Source organism: Mesorhizobium sp. M0771, from assembly GCF_040320155.1.
Classification (GTDB): domain Bacteria; phylum Pseudomonadota; class Alphaproteobacteria; order Rhizobiales; family Rhizobiaceae; genus Mesorhizobium.
Window position 1 is genome coordinate 1 of sequence record NZ_JAMYPC010000011.1, and the last position, 26,558, is coordinate 26,558.

23 protein-coding genes are annotated in these 26,558 nt (G+C 64.4%); 10 read left to right on the forward strand and 13 right to left on the reverse strand.

Annotated features, from left to right (window positions below):
- Positions 1-129: 129 nt before the first annotated feature.
- Positions 130-2,325, reverse strand: a complete 2,196-nt coding sequence (gene katG / locus NKI05_RS17785) for a catalase/peroxidase HPI (RefSeq protein ID WP_352792774.1) — start codon at positions 2,323-2,325, stop codon at positions 130-132.
- Positions 2,326-2,466: 141 nt separating this feature from the next.
- Between katG and NKI05_RS17790 the strand changes: the two genes are divergently transcribed.
- Entirely contained in the window at positions 2,467-3,375 is a 909-nt protein-coding gene (locus NKI05_RS17790; protein WP_023667719.1) for a hydrogen peroxide-inducible genes activator, read from the forward strand.
- A gap of 107 nt (positions 3,376-3,482) precedes the next feature.
- On the opposite strand, the gene NKI05_RS17795 is transcribed toward NKI05_RS17790, so the two are convergent.
- The 5 genes from NKI05_RS17795 to hisS form a co-directional block, all read right to left on the reverse strand.
- Positions 3,483-4,586, reverse strand: coding sequence for a calcium:cation antiporter (locus NKI05_RS17795; protein WP_023732336.1), 1,104 nt, complete (start codon positions 4,584-4,586; stop codon positions 3,483-3,485).
- A gap of 99 nt (positions 4,587-4,685) precedes the next feature.
- On the reverse strand, positions 4,686-6,446 hold the full coding sequence (locus NKI05_RS17800) for an AMP-binding protein (RefSeq protein ID WP_023815115.1): 1,761 nt from the start codon (positions 6,444-6,446) through the stop codon (positions 4,686-4,688).
- 229 nt (positions 6,447-6,675) lie between these two features.
- Complete coding sequence (gene hisG, locus NKI05_RS17805) at positions 6,676-7,377, reverse strand: ATP phosphoribosyltransferase (protein ID WP_023710119.1); 702 nt, start codon at positions 7,375-7,377, stop codon at positions 6,676-6,678.
- Complete coding sequence (locus NKI05_RS17810) at positions 7,374-8,492, reverse strand: ATP phosphoribosyltransferase regulatory subunit (protein ID WP_352792777.1); 1,119 nt, start codon at positions 8,490-8,492, stop codon at positions 7,374-7,376. Before NKI05_RS17810 ends, hisG begins: the two co-directional genes overlap by 4 nt.
- Positions 8,493-8,664: 172 nt before the next feature.
- Positions 8,665-10,170: a histidine--tRNA ligase gene (gene hisS / locus NKI05_RS17815; RefSeq protein ID WP_023732339.1), complete on the reverse strand. Its 1,506-nt coding sequence runs from the start codon at positions 10,168-10,170 to the stop codon at positions 8,665-8,667.
- A gap of 203 nt (positions 10,171-10,373) precedes the next feature.
- Between hisS and NKI05_RS17820 the strand changes: the two genes are divergently transcribed.
- Entirely contained in the window at positions 10,374-10,616 is a 243-nt protein-coding gene (locus NKI05_RS17820) for a hypothetical protein (RefSeq protein WP_023732340.1), read from the forward strand.
- 127 nt (positions 10,617-10,743) lie between these two features.
- Here NKI05_RS17820 and NKI05_RS17825 read toward each other — a convergent pair whose 3' ends face one another.
- Entirely contained in the window at positions 10,744-11,382 is a 639-nt protein-coding gene (locus NKI05_RS17825; RefSeq protein ID WP_023732341.1) for a DNA-3-methyladenine glycosylase I, read from the reverse strand.
- A 209-nt stretch (positions 11,383-11,591) separates the two neighbouring features.
- Here NKI05_RS17825 and NKI05_RS17830 point away from each other — a divergent pair, with 209 nt between their 5' ends.
- Together NKI05_RS17830 and NKI05_RS17835 are read left to right on the forward strand one after the other, a co-directional pair.
- Positions 11,592-12,338 carry a L,D-transpeptidase gene (locus NKI05_RS17830; protein ID WP_023750650.1) on the forward strand — a complete coding sequence of 249 codons (747 nt, stop codon included), beginning with the start codon at positions 11,592-11,594 and terminating at the stop codon, positions 12,336-12,338.
- Positions 12,339-12,608: 270 nt separating this feature from the next.
- Positions 12,609-13,529: a bifunctional 5,10-methylenetetrahydrofolate dehydrogenase/5,10-methenyltetrahydrofolate cyclohydrolase gene (locus tag NKI05_RS17835; RefSeq protein ID WP_023670547.1), complete on the forward strand. Its 921-nt coding sequence runs from the start codon at positions 12,609-12,611 to the stop codon at positions 13,527-13,529.
- A 4-nt stretch (positions 13,530-13,533) separates the two neighbouring features.
- Here NKI05_RS17835 and glcF read toward each other — a convergent pair whose 3' ends face one another.
- The 4 genes from glcF to NKI05_RS17855 form a co-directional block, all read right to left on the reverse strand.
- Positions 13,534-14,859 carry a glycolate oxidase subunit GlcF gene (glcF, locus tag NKI05_RS17840; protein WP_023815114.1) on the reverse strand — a complete coding sequence of 442 codons (1,326 nt, stop codon included), beginning with the start codon at positions 14,857-14,859 and terminating at the stop codon, positions 13,534-13,536.
- A gap of 4 nt (positions 14,860-14,863) precedes the next feature.
- Positions 14,864-16,075: a glycolate oxidase subunit GlcE gene (glcE, locus tag NKI05_RS17845; RefSeq protein WP_023804491.1), complete on the reverse strand. Its 1,212-nt coding sequence runs from the start codon at positions 16,073-16,075 to the stop codon at positions 14,864-14,866.
- A gap of 217 nt (positions 16,076-16,292) precedes the next feature.
- Positions 16,293-17,789: an FAD-linked oxidase C-terminal domain-containing protein gene (locus NKI05_RS17850; RefSeq protein ID WP_352792781.1), complete on the reverse strand. Its 1,497-nt coding sequence runs from the start codon at positions 17,787-17,789 to the stop codon at positions 16,293-16,295.
- A 222-nt stretch (positions 17,790-18,011) separates the two neighbouring features.
- The gene (locus tag NKI05_RS17855) at positions 18,012-19,334 is read right to left on the reverse strand and encodes a DUF3422 family protein (protein ID WP_023815112.1); all 1,323 of its coding nucleotides are present in this window, start codon (positions 19,332-19,334) and stop codon (positions 18,012-18,014) included.
- Positions 19,335-19,539: 205 nt separating this feature from the next.
- Between NKI05_RS17855 and NKI05_RS17860 the strand changes: the two genes are divergently transcribed.
- From NKI05_RS17860 to NKI05_RS17870, 3 genes are read left to right on the forward strand one after another with little or no spacing between them, the layout of a single operon-like run.
- Positions 19,540-20,337 carry an FCD domain-containing protein gene (locus NKI05_RS17860; protein ID WP_023815111.1) on the forward strand — a complete coding sequence of 266 codons (798 nt, stop codon included), beginning with the start codon at positions 19,540-19,542 and terminating at the stop codon, positions 20,335-20,337.
- Between the two features lie 12 nt (positions 20,338-20,349).
- Positions 20,350-21,486 carry an alpha-hydroxy acid oxidase gene (locus NKI05_RS17865; RefSeq protein WP_023815110.1) on the forward strand — a complete coding sequence of 379 codons (1,137 nt, stop codon included), beginning with the start codon at positions 20,350-20,352 and terminating at the stop codon, positions 21,484-21,486.
- 55 nt (positions 21,487-21,541) lie between these two features.
- A complete protein-coding gene (locus NKI05_RS17870) occupies positions 21,542-22,309 on the forward strand; it encodes a metallophosphoesterase family protein (RefSeq protein ID WP_023815109.1) in 768 nt (255 codons plus the stop codon).
- Here NKI05_RS17870 and NKI05_RS17875 read toward each other — a convergent pair.
- Complete coding sequence (locus NKI05_RS17875) at positions 22,306-22,446, reverse strand: hypothetical protein (protein WP_006206855.1); 141 nt, start codon at positions 22,444-22,446, stop codon at positions 22,306-22,308. The two genes, NKI05_RS17870 and NKI05_RS17875, sit on opposite strands and share 4 nt — an antisense overlap.
- A 371-nt stretch (positions 22,447-22,817) precedes the next feature.
- Complete coding sequence (locus NKI05_RS17880) at positions 22,818-23,516, reverse strand: type 1 glutamine amidotransferase (RefSeq protein ID WP_023815108.1); 699 nt, start codon at positions 23,514-23,516, stop codon at positions 22,818-22,820.
- 86 nt (positions 23,517-23,602) lie between these two features.
- Here NKI05_RS17880 and NKI05_RS17885 point away from each other — a divergent pair, with 86 nt between their 5' ends.
- The 3 genes from NKI05_RS17885 to NKI05_RS17895 all read left to right on the forward strand — a co-directional run bounded on the left by NKI05_RS17885 (position 23,603) and on the right by NKI05_RS17895 (position 26,504).
- Positions 23,603-24,250: a hypothetical protein gene (locus tag NKI05_RS17885; RefSeq protein WP_023686822.1), complete on the forward strand. Its 648-nt coding sequence runs from the start codon at positions 23,603-23,605 to the stop codon at positions 24,248-24,250.
- Positions 24,251-24,281: 31 nt separating this feature from the next.
- Entirely contained in the window at positions 24,282-25,016 is a 735-nt protein-coding gene (locus NKI05_RS17890) for a 16S rRNA (uracil(1498)-N(3))-methyltransferase (RefSeq protein ID WP_023815107.1), read from the forward strand.
- Positions 25,017-25,130: 114 nt separating this feature from the next.
- Positions 25,131-26,504 carry a glutamate--cysteine ligase gene (locus tag NKI05_RS17895; RefSeq protein ID WP_352792785.1) on the forward strand — a complete coding sequence of 458 codons (1,374 nt, stop codon included), beginning with the start codon at positions 25,131-25,133 and terminating at the stop codon, positions 26,502-26,504.
- Positions 26,505-26,558 lie beyond the last annotated feature (54 nt).

Here is a 26,558-nt window from a genome sequence, read left to right on the forward strand (position 1 = left end):
CCCCCCGCGCCGCGCCCCCCCACCCGCCCCCCGCCGCCGCAGCACCGCCCCCCCCCCCCCGCCCCCACGCCCCCCCCCCCCCCCCCGGGCGGCCCCCCCCCCCCCCCCCCCTTCGTTTGGGAGGTTGTATCAGGCAGCGATGTCGAAACGGTCGGCGTTCATCACCTTGGTCCACGCCTTGACGAAATCGCCAACGAATTTCTGCCCGGCATCCGCCGACCCGTAGACCTCGGCCAGCGCGCGCAGCTGCGCATGCGAGCCGAAGATCAGGTCGGCGCGTGTGGCGGTCCACCTGACTGCCCTGGTCTTGCGGTCGCGTGCTTCATAGACCTCATGCGAGCCCGGCTCGGAGGCCGGATCCCAGATGGTGCTCATCGAGAGCAGGTTGACGAAGAAGTCGTTCGTCAGCGTGCCCGGCCTGTCGGTCAACACACCATGCTTCGAGCCGCCGGTGTTGGCGCCGAGCACGCGCAGGCCACCAACCAGCACCGTCATCTCCGGCGCCGTCAGGTTGAGCAGTTGCGCCCGGTCGACCAGCATGGCTTCGACCGACATCGGCGGTTTGCCCCTGACATAGTTGCGGAAGCCGTCAATTTTCGGCTCGAGCGCCGCAAAGGAATGGACGTCGGTCTGCGCCTGCGAGGCGTCGGTGCGGCCGGGCGTGAAGGGAACCTTCACCGCATTGCCGCCATCCGTTGCGGCTTTCTCGACCGCGGCGACGCCGCCGAGCACGATGAGGTCGGCCAGCGAGACCTTCTTGCCGCTTGCGTTGAACTCGTTCTGGATGGCTTCGAGCTTCGCCAGCACGGTAGCCAGTTCGACAGGCTGGTTGACCTCCCAGTCCTTCTGCGGCGCCAGGCGAATGCGCGCGCCATTGGCGCCGCCGCGCTTGTCGGAGTTGCGGAAGGTCGAGGCCGAGGCCCAGGCGGTCGAGACCAATTGCGAAACGCTGAGGCCCGAAGCCAGGATCTTGGCCTTCAGCAATGCGATGTCCTGGTCGCTGACCAGCTCATGGTCGACGGCCGGAACCGGATCCTGCCAGATCAGCTCTTCCTTCGGCACCAACGGGCCGAGATACCGCACGACCGGCCCCATGTCGCGATGGGTGAGCTTGTACCAGGCACGGGCGAAGGCATCGGCGAACTGCTCCGGATGCTCATGGAAGCGGCGCGAGATCTTCTCATAGGCCGGGTCGGCCCGCAGCGCGAGGTCGGTGGTCAGCATTGCCGGCGCATGACGCTTCGAGGGATTGTGCGCGTCCGGCACCGTAACCGCGCCAGAGCCGCCCTTCGGCGTCCACTGATGGGCCCCGGCCGGGCTCGTGGTCAGCTCCCATTCGAAGTTGAAGAGATTGTCGAAGAAGTTGTTGCTCCACTTGGTCGGCGTCGTCGTCCAGGTAACTTCGAGGCCGGACGTGATCGCATCGCCGGCAATGCCGGTGGCATGCTTGCTCGACCAGCCGAGGCCCTGCGCCTCGATGCCCGCGCCTTCCGGCTCGGCGCCGACCAGTGTTGCATCACCGGCGCCATGGGTCTTGCCGAAGGTGTGGCCGCCGGCGATCAGCGCCACGGTTTCCTCATCGTTCATTGCCATGCGTCCGAAGGTCTCGCGGATGTCGCGGGCCGAGGCCAGCGGATCCGGCTTGCCGTTCGGCCCTTCCGGGTTGACGTAGATCAGGCCCATCTGCACCGCGCCGAGATAGCCGTGCAACTCACGGTCGCCGGAATAGCGCTGGTCGTCGAGCCACTTGGTTTCCGAACCCCAGTCGACATCCTGCTCGGGCTCCCAGACATCGGCGCGGCCACCGGCAAAGCCAAAGGTCTTGAAGCCCATCGATTCCAGCGCGACGTTGCCGGTGAGAATCAACAGGTCGGCCCAGGAGATCTTGCGGCCGTATTTCTGCTTGACCGGCCACAAAAGCCGGCGCGCCTTGTCGAGATTGGCGTTGTCCGGCCAGCTGTTCAGCGGCGCGAAACGCTGCTGGCCCGCACCGGCGCCACCCCGGCCGTCGCCGATGCGATAGGTGCCGGCGCTGTGCCAGGCCATGCGGATGAACAGCGGCCCGTAATGGCCGAAATCGGCCGGCCACCAATCCTGCGAATCCGTCATCACCTTGTGCAAATCCTCGATCACCGCGTCGAGGTCGAGCGTCTTGAACTCCGCGGCGTAGTCGAAAGCTTCGCCCATCGGGTCCGAAAGGCTCGACTGCTGGTGGAGAACGCCGATGTCGAGCTGGTTCGGCCACCAGTCGCGGTTGGTCCTGGCGGAGGTTCCATGCGCGACCGGGCATTTGCCGGCGCTGTTGTCGTCGGTCATCGCGTCCATCTTGGCCTCCGAATTGCTGATTTTATGTGTTGTTTTTTCCGGGCCGGCCGGGAGCCGCGCCACTCTGGAATGGTTCCAGACTAAGCCGTCTCTTCGATAAAAACAAATTGCCTTTCCTGTTTGTTGCGATAGGCTTTCCTTATGATTGGCTTGACCGTGCGGCAGATGCAATATTTCGAGGCTTTGGCGCAAACGCTGCATTTCGGCCGCGCCGCAAAACTCGCCGGCGTCAGCCAGCCGGCGCTGTCCGCGCAGATCGCCGAGATGGAGCAAAGGCTGAACTGCCGGCTGTTCGAGCGCGGCGGCAAGACGGTGCGGATGACGGAAGAGGCGCAAGCGCTGCTGCCACGCATCGAGCGCATCCTGCGCGACATCAGTGATGTCGAGACGACGGCCCGGCGCGGCCGCCCGGCCATGGAAGGCCGCTTCCGGCTGGGCATCATCCCGACCGTGGCGCCGTATCTTTTGCCGCATGTGCTCCCGGAGCTGAAGCGGCATTTTCCGTCCCTGCAGCTCGAACTGCGCGAAGCAGTGACGGCATCACTGGTCGAGGACACGGCAACCGGACGGCTCGACGCCTTCATCGCCGCGCTGCCGCTCGAGCAGCCGGGCCTGGTCACCGAGGAACTGTTCGCCGACCGCTTCTTCCTCGCCGTGCCAGCCGGAGATCCAGCCTTCGCCTCGCCACCGGTGCCGCCGGAAAGCCCGGCGCTGGAGCGGTTGATGCTTTTGGAGGAAGGCCACTGCCTGCGCGAACAGGCGCTGGCCCTGTGCGGCAGCGTGCGTCCCGTAGCAATGGCAAGCTACGGCGCCACCAGCCTGACGACGCTGCTGCAGATGGTGGCGCATGGTCTCGGCGTCACGCTCATCCCCGAAATGGCGGCAAGGCCGGCCAGCGCCATGCCGGACCTCAAGATCGTGCCGTTCCAGGAGCCAATGCCGCAACGCACGATCTGCCTCGCCTGGCGCCGCAACAAGGTGCGGCATGATGAATGCGTGGAACTGGCGAAGATCATTCGGGGGTTGGATGCGGCGGTGCTGGGGGTGTGAGTCGTTTGGGTCTTGGATGGCGCCTTGGGAACCCCGAAAAGAAACTCAAATCAGGCGCGTTCGAGAATACCCGCCTTGACGGCTGGTCGCCAGATCGCACCAAAGCCTCAAGGGATAAATACCAGAAATACATACGCGAAAAATACCACGGCATGGACGATTCCGGTCAGGAAGGTCGTCCTTTCGTTGCTAAAGCTTACGCCGCATATGAAAAGCGCTAAAACCAAAAGCACTGCATCAGCCTCCGGCAGCCCCAGGGTTAACCCTCGCCCCGTCAGCAGGCTGGCTGCTGCGACCGCCGGTATTGTCAAACCAATCGTGGCGCAGGCCGAACCCATTGCGACATTCAGCCCGCGCTGCAGCTCGTTGTTGAGTGAAGCGCGAACCGCCGAAATGGCCTCCGGCATCAAAACCAGACCCGCGATCATTGCTCCCACAATGCTGTCAGCCTGGGCCACCTGGTAGGCAACGAGCGCATCTTCCACACTTGCGGCGACCTGCTCGGCGAGCATGACAATTCCGATCAGTCCGATGACCAGGAGCAGAGCGCTGGAAGAGACGCTTTTGTGAGGGGCGGTTCGCGCCGGAACGTCGTGTGCCAGTCCTTCGATGAAGTCGTCCCGGTGCCGGACGGTTTGCGCGAACACAAAACTTGCATAGAGCAGCACAGAAAGTACGCTCACAAAACCAAGTTGAGCTGCTGAAAATGTGCCGGGATCGGTGGTCCGTGTATAGGTCGGCAGGATAAGCGTCATGACGGTCAGTGCGACCAGAACGGCCAGATATGCGCTGGTCCCTTGCCGGACAATTGCCTGCTTGCGGTGACGCCAGCCGCCAAACGTGAGACACATTCCGACAACGCCCGTGGAGGCAATCATCACCGTCGAGAAGACGGACTCACGTGCAAGCGTGGGGTTGTTCTCTCCATGCAGCATCATGGAAACGATGATCGACACCTCGATAGCCGTCACGGCAAAAGTCAGCACCAATGTGCCGTAGGGCTCTCCCACACGGTGGGCAACCGCCTCGGCGTGGTCGAGCACCACGAAAATGGTGATGAACATGATCGCACTCGAAAGCGCTCCGACGAGGACCCTGACGCTCTGCGAACCTTCGTCCACCGATAGCCCGCTGGCTCTGACCGCAACGGCCATCGCGACGGCAGCCAATGGCATCGCATAGGACGTCACCAATCGTGCGAAACCAGTCATTCAAGCCCCCATGCGTTTCTGCGAACCTTGCGGCAGGCCTGTATGGAGCACCCCGATGTCATTGCGAAGCCGGCAATCTCCATCACCGGCCTCAGCCCCTCAAGCCGTCTTCTGCACCACCAGCCCCAGTTCCTCCATCATCGCCTCGCGCATCAAAAACTTCTGCGGCTTGCCCGTCACCGTCATCGGCAGTTCGGTGCGGAAGCGGATGTAGCGGGGGATTTTGTAGTGGGCGATCTGGCCGGCGCAGAAATTCTTGATCTCCTGCTCGGTGGCGATCTGGTTGGGCTTCAGCACGATCCAGGCGCACAGCTCCTCGCCATATTTGGCGTCGGGAATGCCGAACACCTGCACCTCCTTGACCTTGGGATGGCGGTAGAGGAATTCCTCGACCTCTCTGGGATAGACGTTTTCGCCGCCGCGGATGACCATGTCCTTGACCCGGCCGACAATGTTGCAATAGCCCTCGGCGTCGATGGTGGCGAGATCACCGGTGTGCATCCAGCCGTCGGCGTCGATCGCCTCGCGGGTTTTTTCCGCGTCGTCCCAGTAGCCTTTCATGACGGAATAGCCGCGGGTGCACAGCTCACCCGGCGCGCCGACGGCGACGGTGGCGCCCTCGGCGTCGATGGCCTTGACCTCGACATGCGGATGGATGCGGCCGACAGTGGAGACGCGTTTTTCCAGCGGATCGTCGACGCTGCTCTGGAACGAGACCGGGCTGGTCTCGGTCATGCCGTAGGCGATGGTCACCTCTTCCATATGCATCAGCGACACCACCTTCTTCATCACCTCGATCGGGCATGGCGAGCCCGCCATGATGCCGGTGCGCAGGCTGGAGAGATCGAAGCTGGTGAAGTCGGCGTGGTCGAGCATGGCGACGAACATGGTCGGCACGCCGTAGAGGCCGGTGCAGCGTTCCTGCGCCACCGCCTTCAGCGTCGCGCCGGCGTCAAAACCCTCGCCAGGAAACACCATGGTCGCGCCCTTGGTAACGCAGCCCATCGTGCCCATCGACATGCCGAAGCAGTGGTAGAGCGGCACCGGGATGCAGAGCCGGTCGTCGACGGTGAGCTTGATCGCAGCGGTGACGAAATTGCCATTGTTGACGATGTTGGTGTGGGTCAGCGTCGCGCCCTTGGGCGCGCCCGTCGTGCCTGATGTGAACTGGATGTTGATGGCCTCGCCCGGCTTCAGCCCTTCGGAGATGCGGTCGAGGCTGTCATGCTCGTCGCGGCCGGCCATCGACAGCACATCGGCGAAATTGAACATGCCGGGCGAGTTGTCGTCGCCCATGCGAATGACGATCTTCAGCGCCGGCAATTTCTGCGCCCTGAGCTTGCCGGGGGTGGCCCTGGCCAGCTCCGGCGCCAGCGTCTCGAGCATGCCGAGATAGTCAGAGGTCTTGAAGCTGGCGGCGGTGACCAGCGCCTTGCAGCCGACCTTGTTGAGGGCATATTCCAGCTCCGTCAGCCGGTAGGCCGGGTTGATGTTGACCAAGATCAGGCCGATCCGAGCGGTGGCGAACTGGGTGACCAGCCATTCCCAGCGGTTAGGCGACCAGATGCCGACACGGTCGCCTTTTTCGAGGCCAAGCGCCAGGAAGCCGGCGGCGAGCGTATCGACCGTGTCCGACAGTTCGCTCCAGGTGAAGCGCTTGTCCTGGCCGACGAAGACGGCAGCATCCTGCGTGGCGTATTTGCTGACCGTGCCGGAGAAAAGCTGAGGGATCGTCTTGTCGAGCAGCGACGGGGTGCGCTCGCCGGAGACATGCGCCCTGCCATCGATCGGCGCGATGAACGCCCTGCCGCGCCCGCGCAGATTGGTGGCGTTCTTGAGCTCGTCGAGATTGATCGCCATCGCCGTCTCCTCCCGATGAGTGAGCCTAGCAGCCTGATGGGGTGGTGGAAAGTACAGGCGGTTTCCCTCCCCTCGAGGGGAGGGTGCCTCGCGAAGCGAGGCGGGTGGGGTCCTCGGCGAAGTGCTCGACTCCTTGGTCACGGTCGACCCGGCTTGGGTCGTCTCGCGTCGAGCACTGCCGGAGCGACCCCACCCGTCCATCCGCCTTTGGCGGCTGTCCACCCTCCCCTCAAGGGGGAGGGAGCGCGCTCATCTTCGCGGCTATTTCCCGCACTAGCGCCTCATCCGCCGGCGCACGATCTTTCCGGGCAGCCACCAGGCAAGCCTGCGACTCCAGCACAACCCCATCGGCCAGCACCTTGAGATGGTTGGCGCGTAGGGTCGAGCCGGTGGTGGTGATGTCGACGATGACATCGGCGAGGCCGGCGGCCGGTGCGCCTTCGGTGGCGCCGAGGCTTTCGACGATGCGGTAGACCTGGATGCCGTGCTTTTGCGAGAAGAACTGCTGCGTGAGCCGCCAGTATTTGGTTGCGATCCTCAGTCGCCTGCCGTGGCGCTGGCGGAAATCGGCGGCGACATCGTCGAGATCGGCCATAGTATCGACGTCGAGCCAGATGCCGGGCACCGCGACCACGACATCGGCATGGCCGAAGCCGAGGCGAGCGACGATTTCGGCGCGCGCCTCCCAGTCGGCGAGGTTTTCGCGCAGCAGATCCTCGCCGGTAATGCCGAGGTCGACCGAACCTTGCCCAATCTCGCCGGCGATTTCGGACGCCGACAGGAACGCCACCTCGATGCCCTCGGCGCCGTCGATGCGGGCGCGGTACTGGCGCTCATCGCCGGGCAGGCTGACGGCAAGCCCGGCCCTGGCCAGTACCTCCAAGGCCTGCTCCTTGAGCCGGCCTTTCGATGGGATCGCCAGCGTGATCATTGCGGCTCTCCCCGCAGCGCTTCGATGCGGTCGAGCCAGACAGAGAAGCCGACGCCGGGGATCGGCGTCTTGGCGCCGAGCAGGGTCAGCAGCCGGTCGTAGCGACCGCCGCCGGCCAGCGGCCGCTCGCCACCAAGTGCTGCGATCTCGAAGACGATGCCGGTGTAGTAATCCAGCGGACGGCCGAAGGCAGCGTCGTAGCGGATCGTCTTTGCAGGCAGGCCATGTGCCTCGATGGCTTTGGCGCGGGCGGCGAATTTTTCCAGCGCCGCGCCCAGCGAAAGCCCGGCAGAGGCCGCAAAACTTTCGAGCGCAGCACTCGAGCCGTCGAGCGGCACGTCGATGGCGAGAAAATCCCTGAGCGCCGCAAACGCTTCGTTCGACAACCGCACGCTGCGCAGTTCGGCCTTTTCGATCAGCCGCCGGGCAATGTCGGCGGGCGCGCGTCCGCCGGATGCCAGCAGGCCGGCCTCTTCCATGCCGCCGGCAATGTGGGCGGAAAGCGCTTCGAAATCGCCATTGAGGACAAGGGCCGCGACTTCGCCGTCAAGCTGACCGTTGCGTGGCGGGTTGGCGAGATCGGACAACGCTGCCTGCAGCATCGGCGCCGAACCGAAGGCACGCGCAAGTCGCATGCGCCAGCCGCGCGGCAGGCCGAGGGCCGCTAGCACCGCCTCGAAGATGGTCTGGTCGCCGAGCGTGATCGCAAGAGGTTGCGCCGGCAGCACCAGCTGCAGCAGCGCATGCGCATCGGCCAGCGAACGCGCATCGGCCTTGGCCGTATCGCGGTCGCCGAGATCCTCGATGCCGGCTTGGAAAAACTCGTTGCCGCCCTCGCGGCGCTGGCGGAACACTTCGCCGAGATAGCAATAGCGGCGCGGCGTGCCGGCCTGCGAGGCGATGTGGTCGAGGCAGACGGGGATGGTGAATTCGGGCCGCAGACACAGCGTCTTGCCGGTCTCGCTTTCGGTGAGAAAGATGCGGCGGCGCAGATCCTCGCCGGCCATATCGAGGAATGGGTCGGCCGGCTGCAGCACCGCGACCTCGACCGCATGGGTGTTGCGGGTGGCGAAGAGCTCGGTGATTTCCGTCGCGATTGCGGGGCGGGAGGTCATGGGCGGCGCGAGGCACCCCCCTCTGGCCTGCCGGCCATCTCCCCCTCAAGGGGGGAGATTGGCAGCTTGCGGCGCAGCGCCTCTTCTTCACCGGCGGAGATTGGCGAAAGCCTACGCAACATCCAATCTCCCCCCTTGAGGGGGAGATGGCCGGCAGGCCAGAGGGGGGCGTTCAAGCGCCACCCTTCGCACGGTCAGCGGCCTGCGCAGCCAAAATTTTCTTCACCTCGGCGACCAGCTCAGCCTCCGGCACCGTGACCTGTGCCGGTCTTGCGGCGCGCCATTCGGCGTTGTCGGTGATCTCAGCCGACATCCGCGCGCCTTCGATCAGATCCTTGATCTGCAGTTCGCCCTTGGCGCGCTCGTCGCCGCCCTGGATAACGGCGACCGGGCTGCCGCGGCGGTCGGCATATTTCAGCTGCGCCTTCATGCCGGCGCCGCCGAGATACATTTCGGAGCGGATGCCGGCCGCGCGCAGATCGGCCACCATCTTCTGGTAGCGACCGAGGCTTTCCGTATCCTTGTCCATCACCAGCACGACGACCGGCGCGATGACATCGGTGGTGTCCAGCTTGCCGAGGTTCTTCAGCGCCGTCATCAGGCGGGAGACGCCGATCGAAAAGCCGGTCGCCGGCACCGGCTCGCCACGGAAGCGCGAGACCAGCCCGTCATAGCGGCCGCCACCACCGACCGAACCGAAGCGCACGATCTGGCCGTCTTCGTTGGGGATTTCGGCCAGAAGCTCGGCCTCGAAAACCGGGCCGGTGTAGTATTCGAGGCCACGCACGACGGAGCGGTCCATGGCGATGCGATCTTCGCCATATCCGGCCGCCCTGACCAGGGCTTCAATCGTCGCGAGCTCGCCGACGCCTTCTTGGTAAGTCGGGTTCGAGCTCACTATGGAAACCTGGTCGACCTGTGCGTTCCTTGCCGTGGCGAGGAGAACTGCTTCAGCTTGCCCGTCGTCCAAACCAGCGCCCTTGGCGAAGTCGCCCTCGCCTTCCTTGCCGCCATCCCATCGGCCCGGCCCAAGCAGAAGCTTCACGCCTTCCGGCCCGAGCTTGTCCAGCTTGTCGATGGCGCGCAGCACGGTCAGCCGGCGGCCGGCATTGTTGTCACCGCCAAGGCCGATCGCCTCCAGCACGCCATCCAGCACCTTGCGGTTGTTGACCCGGATGACGTAGTCGCCACGCTTGATGCCAAGCGCTTCCATCACGTCGGCCATCATCATGGCCATCTCGGCGTCGGCTGCGACGCCCGGCGTACCGATCGTGTCGGCGTCGAACTGCATGAACTGGCGGAAGCGGCCCGGGCCGGGCTTTTCGTTGCGGAACACCCAGCCGGAGCGGTAGCTGCGATAGGGTTTCGGCAGCTTCTCAAAATTCTCGGCGACGAAACGCGCCGTCGGCGCAGTCAAATCATAGCGCAGCGACAGCCACTGCTCATCATCGTCCTGGAACGAGAAAACGCCTTCGTTCGGCCGGTCCTGGTCGGGCAGGAATTTGCCGAGCGCATCGGTGTACTCGATCAGCGGCTGGTCGGCCGGCTCGAAACCGTAGAGCTCATAGACCGAACGGATCGTGGCCATCATCTTCTCGACGGCGCGGATGTCTTCAGCGCTGCGGTCGGCAAAGCCGCGCGGCAGCCGCGCTTTCGTCTTTTCCGATTTGTCGGCCATAGGATGGGTCTTTTCGCTTAGTAATCGATGACTTGTTTGGAGTGGGCGTGTCCTAACCGAAGCGGCTTTGTGCGGCAAGGGTTTGCGCTTTTTCCTTCTCCTCCGAAACAAAACGCACCAAAAGGAAACAATTCCGCCATCGGCGCGGCATCGTGCCGACACAATCAGAGCCGATAAGCGCGCCGAAACAAAGGGTTGGGGCCATGACTGCGGCACACAAGTTCGACATCAGAGACGACGGCTTGCATGAAGTTCGACTGCGGCCGGCCGAGAACCGTGCGCCGGTGACGGCGAGCCTCGGTCCGTTCGAGGTCACCGCCGACGAGCGCAAGCGTTCCACCATGCGCGAGGCGCTGATGACAGGATTGCTGGTGATTTATCCGACCTTTGCGGCACTGGCGGCGATTGTCGCGGGATTGTTCCTGACTGGCGCAAGTGGGACGTGAGCTCCTTACCCTCCCCCTTGTGGGGAGGGTCGACGCGTAGCGTCGGGGTGGGGGTGCAGCGCCAAGATACCCCCACCCGCGCCTTCGGCGCGACCTCCCCACAAGGGGGAGGTAGGGGGACAGCGCCCTACTTCGGCCTCTTAAAGGCCTTGCGTTCCTTCTCCACCTGCTCCCGGCACACGCAGCCTTCGAGATGGTCGTTGACCAGACCCATCGCCTGCATGAAGGCGTAGATCGTCGTCGGGCCGACAAAGGTCCAGCCGCGCTTTTTCAACTCCTTCGAAATCCTGATCGAGACCCCTGTCGTCGGGTTGGCGCGTAGATGCGCCATGTCCACCACCGCCGGCCGCTCCTTCGGCCCCGGCTCGAACTTCCAGAACCAGGCGGCCAGCGAGCCGAACTCGTCGACCATTTCGCACGCCCGTTTGGCGTTGTTGATGGTCGAGACGATCTTGCCGCGGTGGCGGATGATGCCGGCATTGGCGACCAGGCGCTCGACATCCTCGTCGGTGAAGGCAGCGACCTTGTCGAAGTCGAAACCGGCGAAGGCCTCGCGGAAATTCTCGCGCTTGCGCAGAATGGTCAGCCAGGACAGGCCGGACTGAAAGCCTTCGAGGCAGATCTTTTCGAACAGCCTGCGGTCGTCGGCGACCGGCCGGCCCCATTCATGGTCGTGGTAGTGCAGATAGTCCAGCAGATTGCCGTGCCAGAAGCAGCGCGTGATCCCGTCGGAGCCGGTAAGCAGTCCGGTGTTGTCTTGCGCCATGGCCAATCCATCCGTTAACGCGCTTTCGCGCTGCATTTACCGCGGCTTTACCAGATTCCTGAACCCGGCGGTAACCACACCAAAAGGTTTACTGACAAAGCGGCATTTTACGCATTCCGATTCATGTTTCGGTTGCCGCTTCGCGCCAAGGATCGCGCAACCGGGGGCAAGTTCCGCCTCCGTCCGTTCGACGATCAAGGTGCGTTCCGATGAAGATCTTTTTGCGTTCCGTGCTCGGCGCCGTGGCCATTCTGGCCGCCGGCGTCACCTCCTCTGCCGCCAACGACCGCTATGCCGACAGGCCGCCGGTGATGGTGAGCCCCGACCTTTCCGCACCCTGGGTGCTGCAGCTTGGCCGCGCGCCTGGCATCGTGCGGCAGAGCCGCCAGTTCGTGCAGCAGCAGCCACGCCTTCGCTATGCGCAGCCAGCGCGACCCGATCGGGTGCGCACTGCTTCCGTGCAGGCGCCGGCCAAGCGCGTGGTGATGCGGCCGCAGATCAATCCGCTCTACCTGCCGCAGGAAGTCGCCTATGACGGCCCGCAGAAGCCGGGCACGATCGTCATCGATACGACGCAGAACTTCCTGTTCCTGGTCGAGAAGAACGGCAAGGCGCGGCGCTATGGCGTCGGCACCGGCAAGCCTGGGTTCGAATGGTCTGGCACGCACAAGATCACCAACAAGCGCGTCTGGCCGGACTGGCGCCCGCCAGCGGAGATGATCAAGCGCGAGGCTGCCAAGGGCCGCTACCTCCCGACCTATCTGGCCGGTGGCGAAGAGAATCCGCTCGGCGCCCGCGCGCTCTATCTCGGCACGACGGAATACCGCATCCACGGCACCAACCAGCCATGGACCATCGGCGGCTCGGTATCTTCCGGCTGTATCCGCATGCGCAACGAGGACGTGGTTGACCTTTACGAGAGGGTCAATGTTGGAACGACCGTGGTCGTGATATAGTCGGCTACCGAATCATCTGGTCAGAAGGCTAGACCTTCAGGGATCGGGAAGAGTTTACGGGGGACGGGCCGTGTGGGGATGCGGCCAGTCAGAAAAGGGCAGCCTGGGAAACCGTGCTGCCCTTTCTCTTTGCGGCGGTAGCTGAGCCAGGCTGCGCCAGAACGTCGCGCCAGGGGGATGACGGTTCGCTTTCACGCTGCCTTGCCGCATTTCCCCTGCTATAGGGACGGCCAAACTCCCCTGCGCCAAACTCGCTGCAAAGGTTCAGCCATGTCTCCGCCAGACGATAGCCGCTATCTCCGGGGCGGTCCGGTCGCCCAGCGCATCATGGCATCCGTGCGCGAGGATGCCGCCATCGCCACCGCCGAAGGTTTTCCGCCCAAGCTGGTGTCGATCACCGTCGGCGATACCGCTGCCGTCGATGTCTATGTGCGCAACCAGCGCGCCAAAGCCGCGCTTGCCGGCATCGGTTTCGAGGAGCGGCGGTTCCCCGCCGACATCAGCGCCGGCGAACTCGAGGCGGCGATCCATGGCCTGAACGCCGACCCGCGCGTCACCGGCATCATCATCCAGCGGCCGGTGCCGGCGCATATCCCGATCAAGACGCTGCAAGCGGCGGTGCATCCACTGAAGGACGTCGAGGGCATGCATCCGGCGTCGATCGGCAATATCGTCTACAATCAGCTCGACCTCGCGCCTTGCACGGCTGCGGCCTCGGTCGAGCTGCTCAAGGAAACCGGCCTCGACCTCAAGGGGCTCGAAGTCGTCGTCGTCGGCCATTCCGAGATCGTCGGCAAGCCGATTGCCTTCCTGCTGATGAGCGAAGGCGCGACGGTGACGGTGTGCCATCACATGACGCGCTCGGTGGCGGCACATGCGCGCCGCGCCGATGCGCTGTTCGTCGCCGTCGGCAAGCCGCGGCTGATCAAGGCCGACATGGTGAAGCCCGGTGCGGCCGTCATCGACATCGGCATCAATTCCGAGATCGGCCCGGACGGCACGAGCCGCATCGTCGGCGACGTCGACACCGAGAGCGTGAAGGAAGTCGCGTCCTGGATCACGCCGGTGCCGGGCGGCGTCGGCCCGATCACTGTGGCGATCCTCTTGCGCAACACAATGGTCGCGCTCAGCCGCCAGCGCGCGCGCTACCAGGCGACGTATGGCGTGGTGGACCGGCTGGCAGCGGAATAGCTGCTTACTCGGCGGCGACCAGGTTTCCTTCGGAGACGCCCTCCGGCTTCGGACCACCATAGGCCCAGTCGAGCAGCTTGATCGTGTGCACCACCGGCAGCTTTGCAGCCGAAGCGATCTGGGTGATGCAGCCGATGTTGCCGGTGGCGACGATTTCGGCGTCGGTCGCCTCGATGTTCTTCACCTTGCGGTCACGCAACCTTGCGGAAATCTCCGGCTGCAGGATGTTGTAGGTGCCGGCGGAGCCGCAGCACAGATGCCCCTCGCGCGGTTCGCGCACGACGAAGCCCGCCTTGGACAGCAATTCCTTCGGCTGGCGGATGATCTTCTGACCGTGCTGCATCGAGCAGGCGGAGTGATAGGCGACGACGGTGCCGGGTTTGCGCACCGGCTCGGGCAGGTCGAGGCTTGCGAGATATTCGGTAATGTCCCTGGCCAGCGCCGAGACCCGCGCGGCCTTGTCGGCATAGGCCGGATCGAGGCGCAGCATGAAGCCGTAATCCTTGATGGTTGTGCCGCAGCCCGATGCGGTGATGACGATGGCGTCGAGCCCGCCCTGGTCGATGGCACGCGTCCACGCATCGACATTCTGCCGTGCCGAGGCAAGGGCTGCTGCCTCGCGGCCCATATGATGGACCAGCGCGCCGCAGCAGGCTTCGCCCTGCGGCACCACGACCTCGACGCCCAGCCGTGTCAGCAATGCAATCGTCGTCTCATTGATGGCGGGGTCGAGTACCGATTGGGCGCAGCCGGTGAGGATGGCGACGCGACCTTTCTTCGTCCCCTTGCCGGCATGGACGCCGGGAGAGGCCATCGGCGAGGCCGCCGGGATCGATGCCGGCGCCAGCTTCAGCATCGCACCCAGCGGCCTCAGCGCCGGCAGCCTTTCGAATAGGCCAATGAATGGCTTGCCCAGTTTCGCCAACTTCAGCGCGGCGCGAAAGCGTGTGGGATAGGGCAGCACCATGGACAGCATGGCGCGGATCAGCCGATCGAGCAGCGGCCGCTTGTAAGTTTCCTCGATATGGGCGCGGGCATGGTCGACCAAGTGCATGTAATTGACGCCCGACGGGCAGGTGGTCATGCAGGCCAGGCAGGACAGGCAGCGGTCGATATGGGTGACGATCTGCTTGTCGGCGGGACGGCCGTTCTCCAGCATGTCCTTGATGAGATAGATCCGCCCGCGTGGCGAATCCAGCTCGTTGCCCAATGTCACATAGGTCGGGCAAGTGGCGGTGCAGAAGCCGCAATGCACGCATTTGCGCAGGATCTTCTCCGATTCCGCGACATGGGGATCAGCAAGCTGGGCAAGGGAGAAGTTAGTTTGCATTATCTTAGCCTTGGGCCATGCGGCCGGGATTGAGGATGGACTTGGGATCGAACTCGGCCTTGAGCCGCGCCGACAGTGCGGCCAGATGCGGCGCCTGCGGCTCGAACACCGGAACGGCGGCGCGATACGAAGGGGTGGCGCGCACCAGCGTCGCGTGGCCGCCGCGATGCTTTCTGATCAGCCCGCGCAGCAGGGCGGCCTCGGGATCGCCCTCCTCCATGCGCAGCCAGACCAGCCCGCCCTGCCAGTCGTAGAAGGCGCTGACACCGATCTGCATACGCAGCGTCAGCACCATCTGATGGGCCTGAGACGGCGCCATGGAGACGCGCCAGACCGGCTTTTCGCTACGGTCGGCGAATGGCGTGCAGTCCCTTATGTCACGCCAGAGGGTATGCGATGTCTCACCTGCGATCTCCTGCAGCGGGCCGGCATTTTTCAGCAGGGTCTTCAGCGCCTCAATGCGATAGGCGACCGATGGGCCAAACCCTTCGACGCGCAGCAGCGTTGCAGCGTCAGTGCCTAGACTGCCCCCGGCAACGCGCGCGGCGATGCGTTCGGGCAGATGGGCCGCGCTCGACACTTCGGCGCTGGAGCCGAGCGCCAGCGCCATGGCGGCAGAGGCGGCATCGTCGAGTAGGCCGCGCATGGCAAGCGTCACCTCGGTCTCGGCCGCCGGCAGCACCTTGAAGGTGACATCGGTGAACACGGCCAGCGTGCCCCAGCTGTTGGCCATCAGCTTCGACAGATCGTAGCCGGTGACATTCTTGACGACGCGGCCGCCGGACTTGAAAGCCTCGCCGCGTCCGGCAACCGCATTGATGCCCAGAATATGGTCTCGCGCAGCCCCCGCCTTCAGCCGGCGCGGACCGGACAGGTTCGCCGCGAGCACGCCGCCGATGGTGCCCTTGCCGGGCTCGCCGCCGAGTAAAGGACCGTAATCCATCGGTTCGAAGGCGAGCTGCTGGCCGTTTTCGGCGAGCAGGTTTTCGATCTCGGAAAGCGGCGTGCCGGCCTTGGCCGACAGCACCAACTCGGCCGGCTCGTAGAGGGTGACGCCGGTGAGCTTCGAAAGATCGAGCGTGTGTTCGCTCTGCTGTGGCCGGCCGATGCCGCGCTTGGAGCCGTGGCCGATGATTTCCAAAGGTGACTCTTCCGCCGCCGCCCATTGGACGGTGGAGAGGATCTCGGCCGATGTGGTGGGGGTGAAGGTCGTCATGGCGAAGATGGGTCGAGTTCCTTCGCGCCCCCCTCTGTCCTGCCGGACATCTCCCCCACTTGGGGGGAGATTAGCAGCTTTGGCGACCGCGCCTCTCTAGCAACGTCGAAGGTTGGCGAAGGCAGAGATGACTGGTGATCTCCCCCCTTGTGGGTGAGATGTCCGGCAGGACAGAGGGGGGCGCGAAGGATCGCCGACGTGAGACATTCCGCCCCCATCAAAACCTCGGAATATCCGGAAATGCCAGCTGCCCCCGATGCACGTGCATGCGCCCAAGCTCCGCACAGCGGCGCAGTTGTGGAAACACTTTTCCCGGGTTAAGCAGATGGTTGGGATCGAAGGCGCATTTGACGCGCATTTGTTGGTCGAGGTCGATCTGGTTGAACATCTCCGGCATCAAATCGCGCTTCTCGACGCCGACGCCGTGCTCGCCGGTCAAGACGCCGCCGACCTTGACGCAGAGCCGCAAGATGTCGGCGCCAAAACTTTCCGCCTTGTCGAGTTCGCCCGGCACGTTGGCGTCGTAGAGGATCAGCGGATGCAGATTGCCGTCGCCGGCGTGGAAGACATTGGCGACGCCAAGGCCGTATTTTCCCGACAGTTCGCGCATGCCGGCGAGCACACGCGGCAATTCCTTGCGCGGGATGGTGCCATCCATGCAGTAATAGTCGGGTGAGATGCGGCCGACCGCCGGGAAGGCCGCCTTGCGGCCGGCCCAGAAACTCAGCCGCTCCTGTTCGGATTGCGAGATGCGGCAGGTGGTGGAGCCGTTCCTGTAGGCGATCGCTTCGACGAGACCGATCAGGTGATCGACCTCGACGCCCGGCCCGTCGAGTTCGACGATCAGCAGCGCCTCGACATCAAGGGGATAGCCGGCGTGGACGAAATCTTCCGCGGCATGGATCGCCGGCCGGTCCATCATCTCCATGCCGCCAGGGATAATGCCGGCGCCGATGATGTCGGCGACGCATTGGCCGCCCTGCTCGCTGGTCGGAAAGCCGATCAGCAGAGCGCGCGCCGTCTCCGGCTTCTTCAGGATGCGTACGGTGACCTCGGTGACGACGCCGAGCAGGCCTTCGGACCCCGTCATGACGCCGAGGAGATCATAGCCTTCCGAGTCCAGATGATTGCCGCCCAGGCGCACCACCTCGCCGTTCATCAGCGCCATCTCGATGCCCAGCACATTGTTAGCGGTCAGGCCGTATTTCAGGCAGTGCACGCCGCCGGAATTTTCAGCGACATTGCCGCCGATCGAGCAGGCGATCTGGGAGGATGGATCGGGCGCATAGTAGAAGCCCTCCTGCTCGACGGCGGTGGTGATGCCGAGATTGGTGACGCCGGGCTGAGCGACGACGACGCGATCGGGATAGTCGATCGCAAGGATGCGGTTGAAGCGGCTCATGACCAGCAGCACGGCATCCTCGAGCGGCAACGCGCCGCCGGAGAGTGAGGTGCCGGAGCCGCGCGGCACGACACGGATGTTGCGGTCGTTGCAGTATTTCAGCACCCGCGACACCTGCGCCACCGTTTCCGGCAGCACCACGACCAGCGGCAATTGCCGGTAGGCGGTGAGACCGTCGCTTTCGAAGGCGCGCATTTCGTTGGTGGCGTCGACGACGCCCTCGCCCGGCACGATGATGCGCATATCGGCGACGATCTCTGCGCGCCTTCGCATCGTGGCGTCGTCTGGCTTGGGCATGACAAGGCCGGACATCGGCGGCGTCCTCCGCTTAGCTGGTAAAAATCTTTTACCAGTTACATCCGGATGTTGCAAACACCGCGTCGGGCAAAGAGCGTACTGCCCGCCTTCCGCAGCGGCAATCTGCCGCTGGCCCGGCAGGGCGGATCGTCCAGCGCCTTGCCCTTCGCTGGCTCAGGGCGTTCGAAGCTCGAAAAGCCAAGCAATTGGCTTTTCGTCCGCTGCGCGGACCGCTTCTCACTCCCCCGGATGTTTCGCCGGCTCGGAGTGCATCCGCCTGACTCGCCGCACGCCCCACCAGACCAGCACGATGGCGACCGGCACCGCCGCGGCAGTGACGATTTCGGGTGCAAAGGCATGGCCGAAGATCGATGCGCCCTTGGCGAGATAGGAGATCAGGCCGACGACATAGTAGGACACTGCTGCCACCGACAGGCCTTCCACCGTCTGCTGCAACCGCAGTTGCAGCCGGGCGCGGTTGTTCATCGACGCCAGCAGATCGCGGTTCTGCTTCTCGACCTCGACATCGACCCAGGTGCGCAGCAGCGTGGTGGCGCGGGTCAGTTTTCGCGACAGGTTGGCCTGGCGCTCCTCGACCGAACGGCAGGTGCGCATGGCGGGTGCCACCCGCCGCTGCAGGAAGCCGCCCCAAGTGTCGTAGCCGGGCACGGCTTCTTCGTCCAGCGCTTCCAGCCGCTCGACAACGATGCCGTCATAGGCGCGGCTGGCGCCGAAGCGATAGAGGCTGGAGGCGGCATCAGCCTCGAGTTCAGCGGCAAGCTCGGTCAGGTCGGCGAGCAGCGTCTGGCTGTCGCGGGTTTCAGCGACCTTCATTTCCAGCGTGGTCTGCGCCAGCCGGTCCTCGATGCGGCGGGCGCGGCCCGACAGCGTCAGCGCCAGCGGCAGGCCGAGCATGGCAAGCGTGCGATACGTCTCGACGTCGATCAGCCGCTGCGACAGCGCGCCGGTCCGCGCCGGCGTCAGGCCGCGATCAAGCACCAGGATGCGGGTCAGGCCGTCGCCGTCCTGGCGGAAATCGGTGACTATGGCCGCATTGCCGCGCTCGACCAGCGAATAGCAGAGGCTCGTCGGGTCGAAGGCCGCAATCAGCTTCTCGCTTGCCGGCGTCCATTTGCGGATCTCCAGCCTTATACCTGAGATCACCGTTCCCGGCGGCGAGAAGCCGTTGCCGAAAGGAGAATCCTCCTGCGCCCTGCTGCTTTCGGCCAGCGGCCCTTCCCAAAGATAGGTCGAAAATTCCGTATGCCGCTCCCAGCGCAGCGTGCCCTTGCCCCACTTCATGGCGTGGTGGCGGGCATGACGGTCGGGCGCCGCGATGCCGAGGCGCCGCGACAGTTCGGAGAGCACGGCCATGTCGACGCCGGAGCCGCCCTCGGTCATGAAGGCGAGTTGCACAAGCACGCGCGGCTTCTCGATCAGCGGATGCGGCCGGGCATGGACCTCGCCAAGCGCGCCAGGCCGTCCCTCATGCGCGGGAAAGCCCATCACGCTGCCCTGGGCGCGCGGCTGGAATTCGAGGTTGGACGTCTCGTCCGACACGGTGGTCCCCCTGTTCTCGACCCTTCGTGTGATGGCGTCCTCTAAAGGCAATCCATGAGGCGCGTAAACACCAAAGTCTAGCATCGTAGGTCCTGCCGGCGCGACGCGCAGACCGACCCGATTGGGCAAATTGGATAAATAATTTGACCAGTTGGCGACGCTGGCTTTATCTTGCGCGACGCCGGTTCAATTTCCCAGGCCCCCGTTGAGCGATATTTTCTCCAGGATCGAGCATTCGCGCACCGCCGACGAGGTGGTGCAGCAGATCGAAAGCCTGATCCTTGAAGGCGTGCTGCGCACCGGCGACCGGCTGCCGGGCGAGCGCGAGCTGGCGCGCCAGTTCGACGTGTCGCGGCCGATCCTGCGCGATGCGCTGAAGGCGCTGGAAGGGCGCGGGCTGCTGATCACCAAGGCCGGCGGCGGCACCCATGTCGCCGACGTCATCGGCCAGTTGTTCACCAAGCCGGTGACCGACCTCGTCTCCATGCACCGCAAGGCGGTGACCGACTATCTGGAATACCGCCGCGAGATCGAAGGCGTGGCGGCCGAATATGCGGCGCGGCGCGCGACAGCGGACGACATTGCGCTGCTCGACCGCATCATGGCGCGCATGGACGAGGCGCACCGCACCGGCGATTTCGACGACGAGGCGGAAATCGACGTCGAGTTCCACCATGCTGTGTGCGAATGCGCGCACAACATCATCCTCTTGCACACGCTGCGCTCCTGCTACCGGCTGCTGTCTGAAGGCGTGTTCCAGAACCGGCTTCTGGTGTTCAGCGTGCCCGGAGCGCGGGAGGCGCTGCTGGCCCAGCACGGCGCGATCTACAAAGCCGTGAAGGCCGGCGATCCCTCAGCTGCCCGCCAGGCGGCGATGGACCATATCTCCTATGTCGAGCGCTCGATGCTCGAGGCCGAACGCAGCGGCGACTGGCAGCGCGTGTCGCGGCTCAGGCTTAAGCAGCGGTCCGACGCCGACGACGGCTTCAAGACGACTGGCTAACGAGGAACCACCATGAGCGACATCCTCACCATTGCCGATCTCAAGGACCTGGCGCGCCGGCGGGTGCCGAAGATGTTCTACGACTATGCCGATTCCGGCGCCTGGACCGAAAGCACCTACCGCGCCAACGAGGAGGACTTCCAGAAGATAAAATTCCGTCAGCGCGTGCTGGTCGACATGAGCAACCGCTCGCTGGAATCGACCATGATCGGCGAGAAAGTGGCGATGCCGGTGGCGCTTGCCCCAACTGGAATGACCGGCATGCAGCATGCCGATGGCGAGATGCTGGCGGCGCAGGCGGCAGAGGAATTCGGCGTGCCGTTCACCCTGTCGACGATGAGCATCTGCTCGATCGAGGATGTCGCGTCGGTGACGAAGAAGCCGTTCTGGTTCCAGCTCTACGTGCTTCGCGACAAGGATTTCGTGCTCGACCTGATCGACAGGGCGAAGGCTGCAAAATGCTCGGCGCTGGTGTTGACGCTCGACCTGCAGATCCTGGGGCAGCGCCACAAGGATGTCCGCAACGGGCTGTCGGCGCCGCCCAAGATGACGCTGGCCAACATTGCCAACATCGCCATGCGACCGCGCTGGCTGATGGGCATTGCCGGCACCAAGCGCCGCACCTTCCGCAACATTGTCGGCCATGCCAAGGGCGTCGGCGACGTCGCTTCGCTGGCATCGTGGACGACGGAGCAGTTCGACCCGCACCTGTCGTGGAAGGACGTCGCCTGGATCAAGGAGCGCTGGGGCGGCAAGCTGATCCTGAAAGGTATTCTCGACAAAGAGGACGCGCTGATGGCGGTCGAGACCGGCGCCGACGCCATCATCGTTTCCAACCATGGCGGGCGCCAGCTCGACGGCGCATCGTCGTCAATCATGGCGCTGGAGGAGATCGCCGATGCCGTCGGCGACAGGATCGAGGTTCATATGGACGGCGGCATCCGCTCGGGCCAGGACGTGCTGAAGGCGCTTTGCCTCGGCGCCAAGGGCACCTATATCGGCCGCCCGTTCCTGTACGGGTTGGGCGCCATGGGCAAGCAAGGCGTGACCCTGGCGCTGGACATCATCCGCAAGGAGATGGACATCACGCTGGCACTGTGCGGCAAACGGCTGGTGACCGAGATGGGCAAGGACCAGTTGCGGCGATAGGGTCTTGTTCACCGATTAGACCCTAGCCTCGCTGGATCACGGAGACGAAGCCGCCTTGATCGAGACCGGCATCCACTACCTCGACGCGCGCGCGCCCGATGGCATGCGCCTCTATGCGATCGGCGACGTGCATGGCCGGCTCGATCTGCTCGCCGCCATGCATCGCCGCATCGAGAGCGAACTCGAATACAAGCCGACCAGCGATTGGCGCGTCATCCACCTCGGCGACTATGTCGACCGCGGACCAGAGTCCAAGGGCGTCATAGACTTCCTGATCGAGGCACAGAAACGCGATCCACGGCATCTGATGCTCGCCGGCAACCACGATATCGGCTTCCTCGATTTTCTCGACGAGCCTGACCCGGAAGGGCTGTTCATCCGCTATGGCGGCGTGCAGACGGCACAATCCTATGGCGTCGACCTAGCGGGACACGCAAGCTGGTTCGGCAAGGCCGAGGCGTTACGGCGGGGACACCAGGCACTGGTCAATGCTGTACCGCAAGCCCATGTCGACTTCCTGCGGTCGCTGCAATTGTCACTGATATCAGGTGATTTCTTCTTCTGCCATGCTGGCGTCAGGCCTGACGTGCCGCTGGCGAGCCAGAGCCCGCAGGATCTGGTCTGGATACGCGACGTCTTCCACAACCATCCAGGGCTTTACCCCAAGGTGATCGTGCACGGCCACACACCGGTGCCGGAGGCGGAGGTGATGCCGAACCGCGTCAATGTCGACACGCTCGCCTGGCAGTCAGGCATGCTCAGTGCGCTCGCCGTGGACGGCGCGGACAAGCGTATCCTGACTGTGCAGGGAAAAGCGTTTTAGCGAAGCGCGGCGGTGACGCCGTAGCCGTCGACGGCCTGATGGTTGTTGGCTGCATCGGCGGAATAAATGCCGAGACCGCACAAAACGATGGCAGACAGCATGACAAAGGACAGAAGCGCTGCTTTCACGGACGTCATCTCTAGTTGAGCTTCCTGCATCTGGGCACGAGGCGGTTACCAATGGGTTGAAACCGAGAATTCGTCTCAAAGTTTCGACGATTTCGCGCTTGTAGGTCGATTCTGTATCGGCGGTGTGTCGCGCGGATCACACAGAAGGTTCATCGCGGTTGCATTGCCGATGCAGAGCGCGCGCCTTGTAGGATAGCGTTCGGCCACAAACCAAGGACGAAAGAGGTTGTCCCCGGCGGATTCCCCGCCGCGTGCCAATTATGCAACGGATAGAGCGGTTCGCCGCTACGGCGAACCGCTCTATCTTTTTATCTGACGCAATTCCGGACGGAAAACCGCTTCACACTTTTCCTGGAATTGCTGACTGCGCGCGGCCAGTCTCAGATCGTCGCCACCCAGGCGCGGGCAATGGCCAAGCCCGCGGCGTCGGCCTGGGGGCCGTTGAGAGCCATTTCGCTGTCGAGGCGGTCGTGCCAGTCGGGATGGCGATCGGCAATCAGCGGCGCGAAGGACGTGCTCCAGTCCCTCACCATCGGCCGGTCGGCCTCGAAATGGAACTGGAAGCCGTAGACGGCGCGGCCGATACGGAACGCCTGGTTCTCAGCAATTTCGCTGCCGGCAAGCCGCACCGCATTTGACGGCAGCGCGAAAGTGTCGTCGTGCCATTCGAAGATGGGGAAATCCTGGGGAAGTGCGCCAAGCACCGGATCGGTTCTGGCATCCGGCGTCAGCGATACCTTGTGCCAGCCGAATTCCGAGGCGCCGCCGATCTGGTTCTCACCGCCGAAAGTGCGGGCAACCAACTGGCTGCCCAGGCAGATACCGAGAACCGAGCGATCCTTGGCGGCGAAATCGCGGGTCAGTTCGAGCAGCGCCGGGAAATACGGGTAGTCATCGTCGGCCAGCGCATTCTGACCGCCGCCAAGCATCACCATGGCATCGTGTCCGGTCGCGTCGTCCGGCAGCGCATCGCCCTTGTAGGGCCGGCGCAGGTCGAGATCGGCGCCGGCTTCGGCGAGCGCGGCACCAACCTGGCCAAGGCCGGTGTTTTCGTAGTTCTGGACCACCAGCACCCGCATCGCAAAACCCTGCTGACATGAAATGACGCGACGAGCGATATCATGTCGCCCGTATTGCAGCCAAGATGCGTATTCGGGAGAGAGCTATGCCACTGCAGAACCGGGTCGATCCGTTCGGCGCCATCCATGCCATATCCGAGCGCGGCCTGTTCACCGGCAATCGCGGCATCATCCACGATCCTGAGACCAAGACGCTGCTGAAAAAGCGTTGGGCCTTGCCGGCCTGGATCATCTGCGTCTGCCAATTCCGCAATGCGCGGCGCGAGCCGATGGGCAGGAACAGGCCGGGCGGCAGGGCCGGCTGGACCGAGTTGTTCTTCCTCGACGAGGTGACGGCGCTGGCCGCCGGGCACCGTCCCTGTTTCTATTGCCGGCGTGAGCGAGCCACGGATTTTGTCGGGCGTTTCGGCAAAGTCTTCGGTGTAAACGAACCGCGCGCGCCAATGGTGGACAAGCGCCTGCACAAGGAGCGGCTGGCTTCCGGCGGCAAGCCACCTGATGTCACCATGGGAGAGCTTGCCGAATTGCCGGACGGAGCGATGATCGCGGATGGCGGCTCGGCCTATGCGCTGCGCGGCGGCAACGCGCTGCCCTGGTCGTTCGCAGGCTATGGCGATGCGGCGGCCTTCGACAGCCTTGCCGGCCGGTCGCTGCGCCTGCTCACACCGGCCACGACCGTTTCGGTGCTGCGGCACGGTTTTGAACCGGTGTGGCATCGTTCCGCCGAGACTTGACGCCAGGCACCGCCTCGCCCATTCCTCGGCGATGCGCGCCAATTACAAGATGCAGCGGCTGTTCGTGCCGGACGACCTCGCGGCAGGCATCGAATTCGATGCCGGCCAGCAGCAGAGCCATTATCTCACGCATGTGCTGCGGCTCGGCGAAGGCGCCGAGATCCTGGTCTTCAACGGCCGCGACGGCGAGTGGTCGGCGGCGATTGCCACCAGGTCGAAAAGGGCGGTGCGGCTGAAGGTGCTGGCCTCGCAGAGACCGCAACCGCCCCTGCCTGACCTGATCTATTGCTTCGCGCCGCTGAAACAGGGCCGGCTCGACTATCTCGTGCAGAAGGCGGTCGAGATGGGCGCCGGCATCCTGCAGCCGGTGATCACCCAGCACACGCAAGTGGCAAAACCCTCCATCGACCGGCTGCGCGCCAATGTCGTCGAGGCGGCCGAGCAATGCGGCATACTGGCGGTGCCGGAAGTGCGCGAGGCCGAGAAATTCGAGCGCCTGCTCTCCGGCTGGGACAAGGAACGCCGGCTTATCTTCTGCGACGAGGATGCCTCGACCAACAACCCGCTGCCGGCATTGCAGGCGGTGCCGGAGAGGAAGCTGGCGCTGCTGGTCGGGCCGGAAGGCGGCTTTTCCGACGACGAACGCAAGATGCTGCGGGCGCTCCCCTTCGTCACTGCCATCCCGCTCGGACCGCGCATCCTGCGCGCTGACACAGCAGCTGTAGCGGCGCTTGCGGTGATGCAGGTGACGGTCGGAGACTGGTAAGAGGCGTAAAGATCAATTCCTGTTGACCTGTGGCTCAGGATTTTTCGCTTGATCGGCTGCTGACATTTCGTCCATTTAGCGCCGGCGGGCTCCGAGAGCCGCAGAGGGGGCCCCATGGCGCGCGACACAACCGATTTCCGGCCAATCGAAGGCATCGACGAACTGGTCGAGCATCTGGCCGAAGGCAACAAGCCGCGCGACAAGTGGCGCATCGGGACCGAGCACGAGAAGTTCCCCTTCTATGTCGACGGCAACGCGCCGGTGCCTTATGGCGGCGAGCGCGGCATCCGCGCCATCCTCGAAGGCATGCAGCAAAAGCTCGGCTGGGACCCGATCATCGATGACGGCCGCATCATCGGCCTGGTCGAGCCGACCGGACAGGGCGCGATCTCGCTGGAGCCTGGCGGCCAGTTCGAGCTGTCGGGCGCGCCGCTGGAAACGATCCACCAGACCTGCCGGGAGGGCAATGCGCATCTGGCGCAGGTGCGCGAGATCGCCGAGCCGATGGGCATCCGCTTTCTCGGCCTCGGCGGCAGTCCGAAATGGTCGCTCGCCGAGACGGCGAAAATGCCGAAATCGCGCTACGAAATCATGACCCGCTACATGCCCAAGGTCGGCACCAAGGGTCTCGACATGATGTATCGCACCTGCACCATCCAGGTGAACCTCGACTTCGAAAGCGAAGCCGACATGCGCCGCAAGATGCAGGTGTCGCTGAAGCTGCAGCCACTGTCGACGGCGCTGTTTGCCAACTCGCCCTTCACCGACAGCCGGCCGAACGGGCTGCAGAGCTGGCGCGGCGACATCTGGCGCGACACCGACAACCAGCGCTCGGGCCTGCTCGAATTCTGCTTCTCGCCCGAGTTCGGCTTTGCCGACTATGTCGAATGGGCGCTCGACGTGCCGATGTATTTCGTCATCCGCGACGGCCACTATCACGACATGACGCACATCACCTTCCGCCGGTTCATGGCCGGCGCTGCCCGCAATGAAGTACCGGACGGACTGCCGACCATGGGCGACTGGGCGAACCATCTGTCGACGCTGTTCCCCGACGTCAGGCTGAAGCGCTTCCTCGAAATGCGCGGCGCCGATGGCGGGCCGTGGCGCCGCATCTGCGCACTGCCGGCCTTCTGGGTCGGGCTGCTCTATGACGAGGCCGCGCTCGACGCCGCCGAGGCGCTGACTTCGAGCTGGACCTATGAAGAAACGCTGGCGATGCGCAATGCGGTGCCGGAACAAGGCATTTCCGCGCCGTTCCGCAACACGACGCTGCGTGAGATCGGCCGCGATGTAATGACGATTTCGCGCCTTGGGCTGAAAAATCGCGGCAGGAAGAACCGCGACGGCTATGACGAGACCTCGTTCCTCAACACGCTGGACGAAGTCGTGGCGCGCGGTACCACCAGTGCCGAGGAAATGCTGTCGGCCTACCACACGCGCTGGGGCGGCTCGATCGAGCCGGTGTTCATGGAATATGCGTATTAGCGTCGCGCCTTGAGCAGCGGCAAAAGCCGCTTCAATCGAACATCGAAACGAACT

What these genes read in the sequence shown, in the direction of transcription:
- NKI05_RS17825 (WP_023732341.1), bottom strand. Translation starts at nt 11,382, where the DNA reads ATGGCGCAAGACAACACCGGACTGCTTACCGGCTCCGACGGGATCACG.
- glcF (WP_023815114.1), bottom strand. Translation starts at nt 14,859, where the DNA reads ATGCAAACTAACTTCTCCCTTGCCCAGCTTGCTGATCCCCATGTCGCG.
- NKI05_RS17835 (WP_023670547.1), top strand. Translation starts at nt 12,609, where the DNA reads ATGTCTCCGCCAGACGATAGCCGCTATCTCCGGGGCGGTCCGGTCGCC.
- NKI05_RS17865 (WP_023815110.1), top strand. Translation starts at nt 20,350, where the DNA reads ATGAGCGACATCCTCACCATTGCCGATCTCAAGGACCTGGCGCGCCGG.
- glcE (WP_023804491.1), bottom strand. Translation starts at nt 16,075, where the DNA reads ATGACGACCTTCACCCCCACCACATCGGCCGAGATCCTCTCCACCGTC.
- NKI05_RS17820 (WP_023732340.1), top strand. Translation starts at nt 10,374, where the DNA reads ATGACTGCGGCACACAAGTTCGACATCAGAGACGACGGCTTGCATGAA.
- NKI05_RS17810 (WP_352792777.1), bottom strand. Translation starts at nt 8,492, where the DNA reads ATGACCTCCCGCCCCGCAATCGCGACGGAAATCACCGAGCTCTTCGCC.
- NKI05_RS17850 (WP_352792781.1), bottom strand. Translation starts at nt 17,789, where the DNA reads ATGTCCGGCCTTGTCATGCCCAAGCCAGACGACGCCACGATGCGAAGG.
- NKI05_RS17795 (WP_023732336.1), bottom strand. Translation starts at nt 4,586, where the DNA reads ATGACTGGTTTCGCACGATTGGTGACGTCCTATGCGATGCCATTGGCT.
- NKI05_RS17800 (WP_023815115.1), bottom strand. Translation starts at nt 6,446, where the DNA reads ATGGCGATCAATCTCGACGAGCTCAAGAACGCCACCAATCTGCGCGGG.
- NKI05_RS17875 (WP_006206855.1), bottom strand. Translation starts at nt 22,446, where the DNA reads ATGACGTCCGTGAAAGCAGCGCTTCTGTCCTTTGTCATGCTGTCTGCC.
- NKI05_RS17890 (WP_023815107.1), top strand. Translation starts at nt 24,282, where the DNA reads ATGCGCGCCAATTACAAGATGCAGCGGCTGTTCGTGCCGGACGACCTC.
- hisS (WP_023732339.1), bottom strand. Translation starts at nt 10,170, where the DNA reads ATGGCCGACAAATCGGAAAAGACGAAAGCGCGGCTGCCGCGCGGCTTT.
- hisG (WP_023710119.1), bottom strand. Translation starts at nt 7,377, where the DNA reads ATGATCACGCTGGCGATCCCATCGAAAGGCCGGCTCAAGGAGCAGGCC.
- katG (WP_352792774.1), bottom strand. Translation starts at nt 2,325, where the DNA reads ATGGACGCGATGACCGACGACAACAGCGCCGGCAAATGCCCGGTCGCG.
- NKI05_RS17830 (WP_023750650.1), top strand. Translation starts at nt 11,592, where the DNA reads ATGAAGATCTTTTTGCGTTCCGTGCTCGGCGCCGTGGCCATTCTGGCC.
- NKI05_RS17885 (WP_023686822.1), top strand. Translation starts at nt 23,603, where the DNA reads ATGCCACTGCAGAACCGGGTCGATCCGTTCGGCGCCATCCATGCCATA.
- NKI05_RS17895 (WP_352792785.1), top strand. Translation starts at nt 25,131, where the DNA reads ATGGCGCGCGACACAACCGATTTCCGGCCAATCGAAGGCATCGACGAA.
- NKI05_RS17880 (WP_023815108.1), bottom strand. Translation starts at nt 23,516, where the DNA reads ATGCGGGTGCTGGTGGTCCAGAACTACGAAAACACCGGCCTTGGCCAG.
- NKI05_RS17790 (WP_023667719.1), top strand. Translation starts at nt 2,467, where the DNA reads ATGATTGGCTTGACCGTGCGGCAGATGCAATATTTCGAGGCTTTGGCG.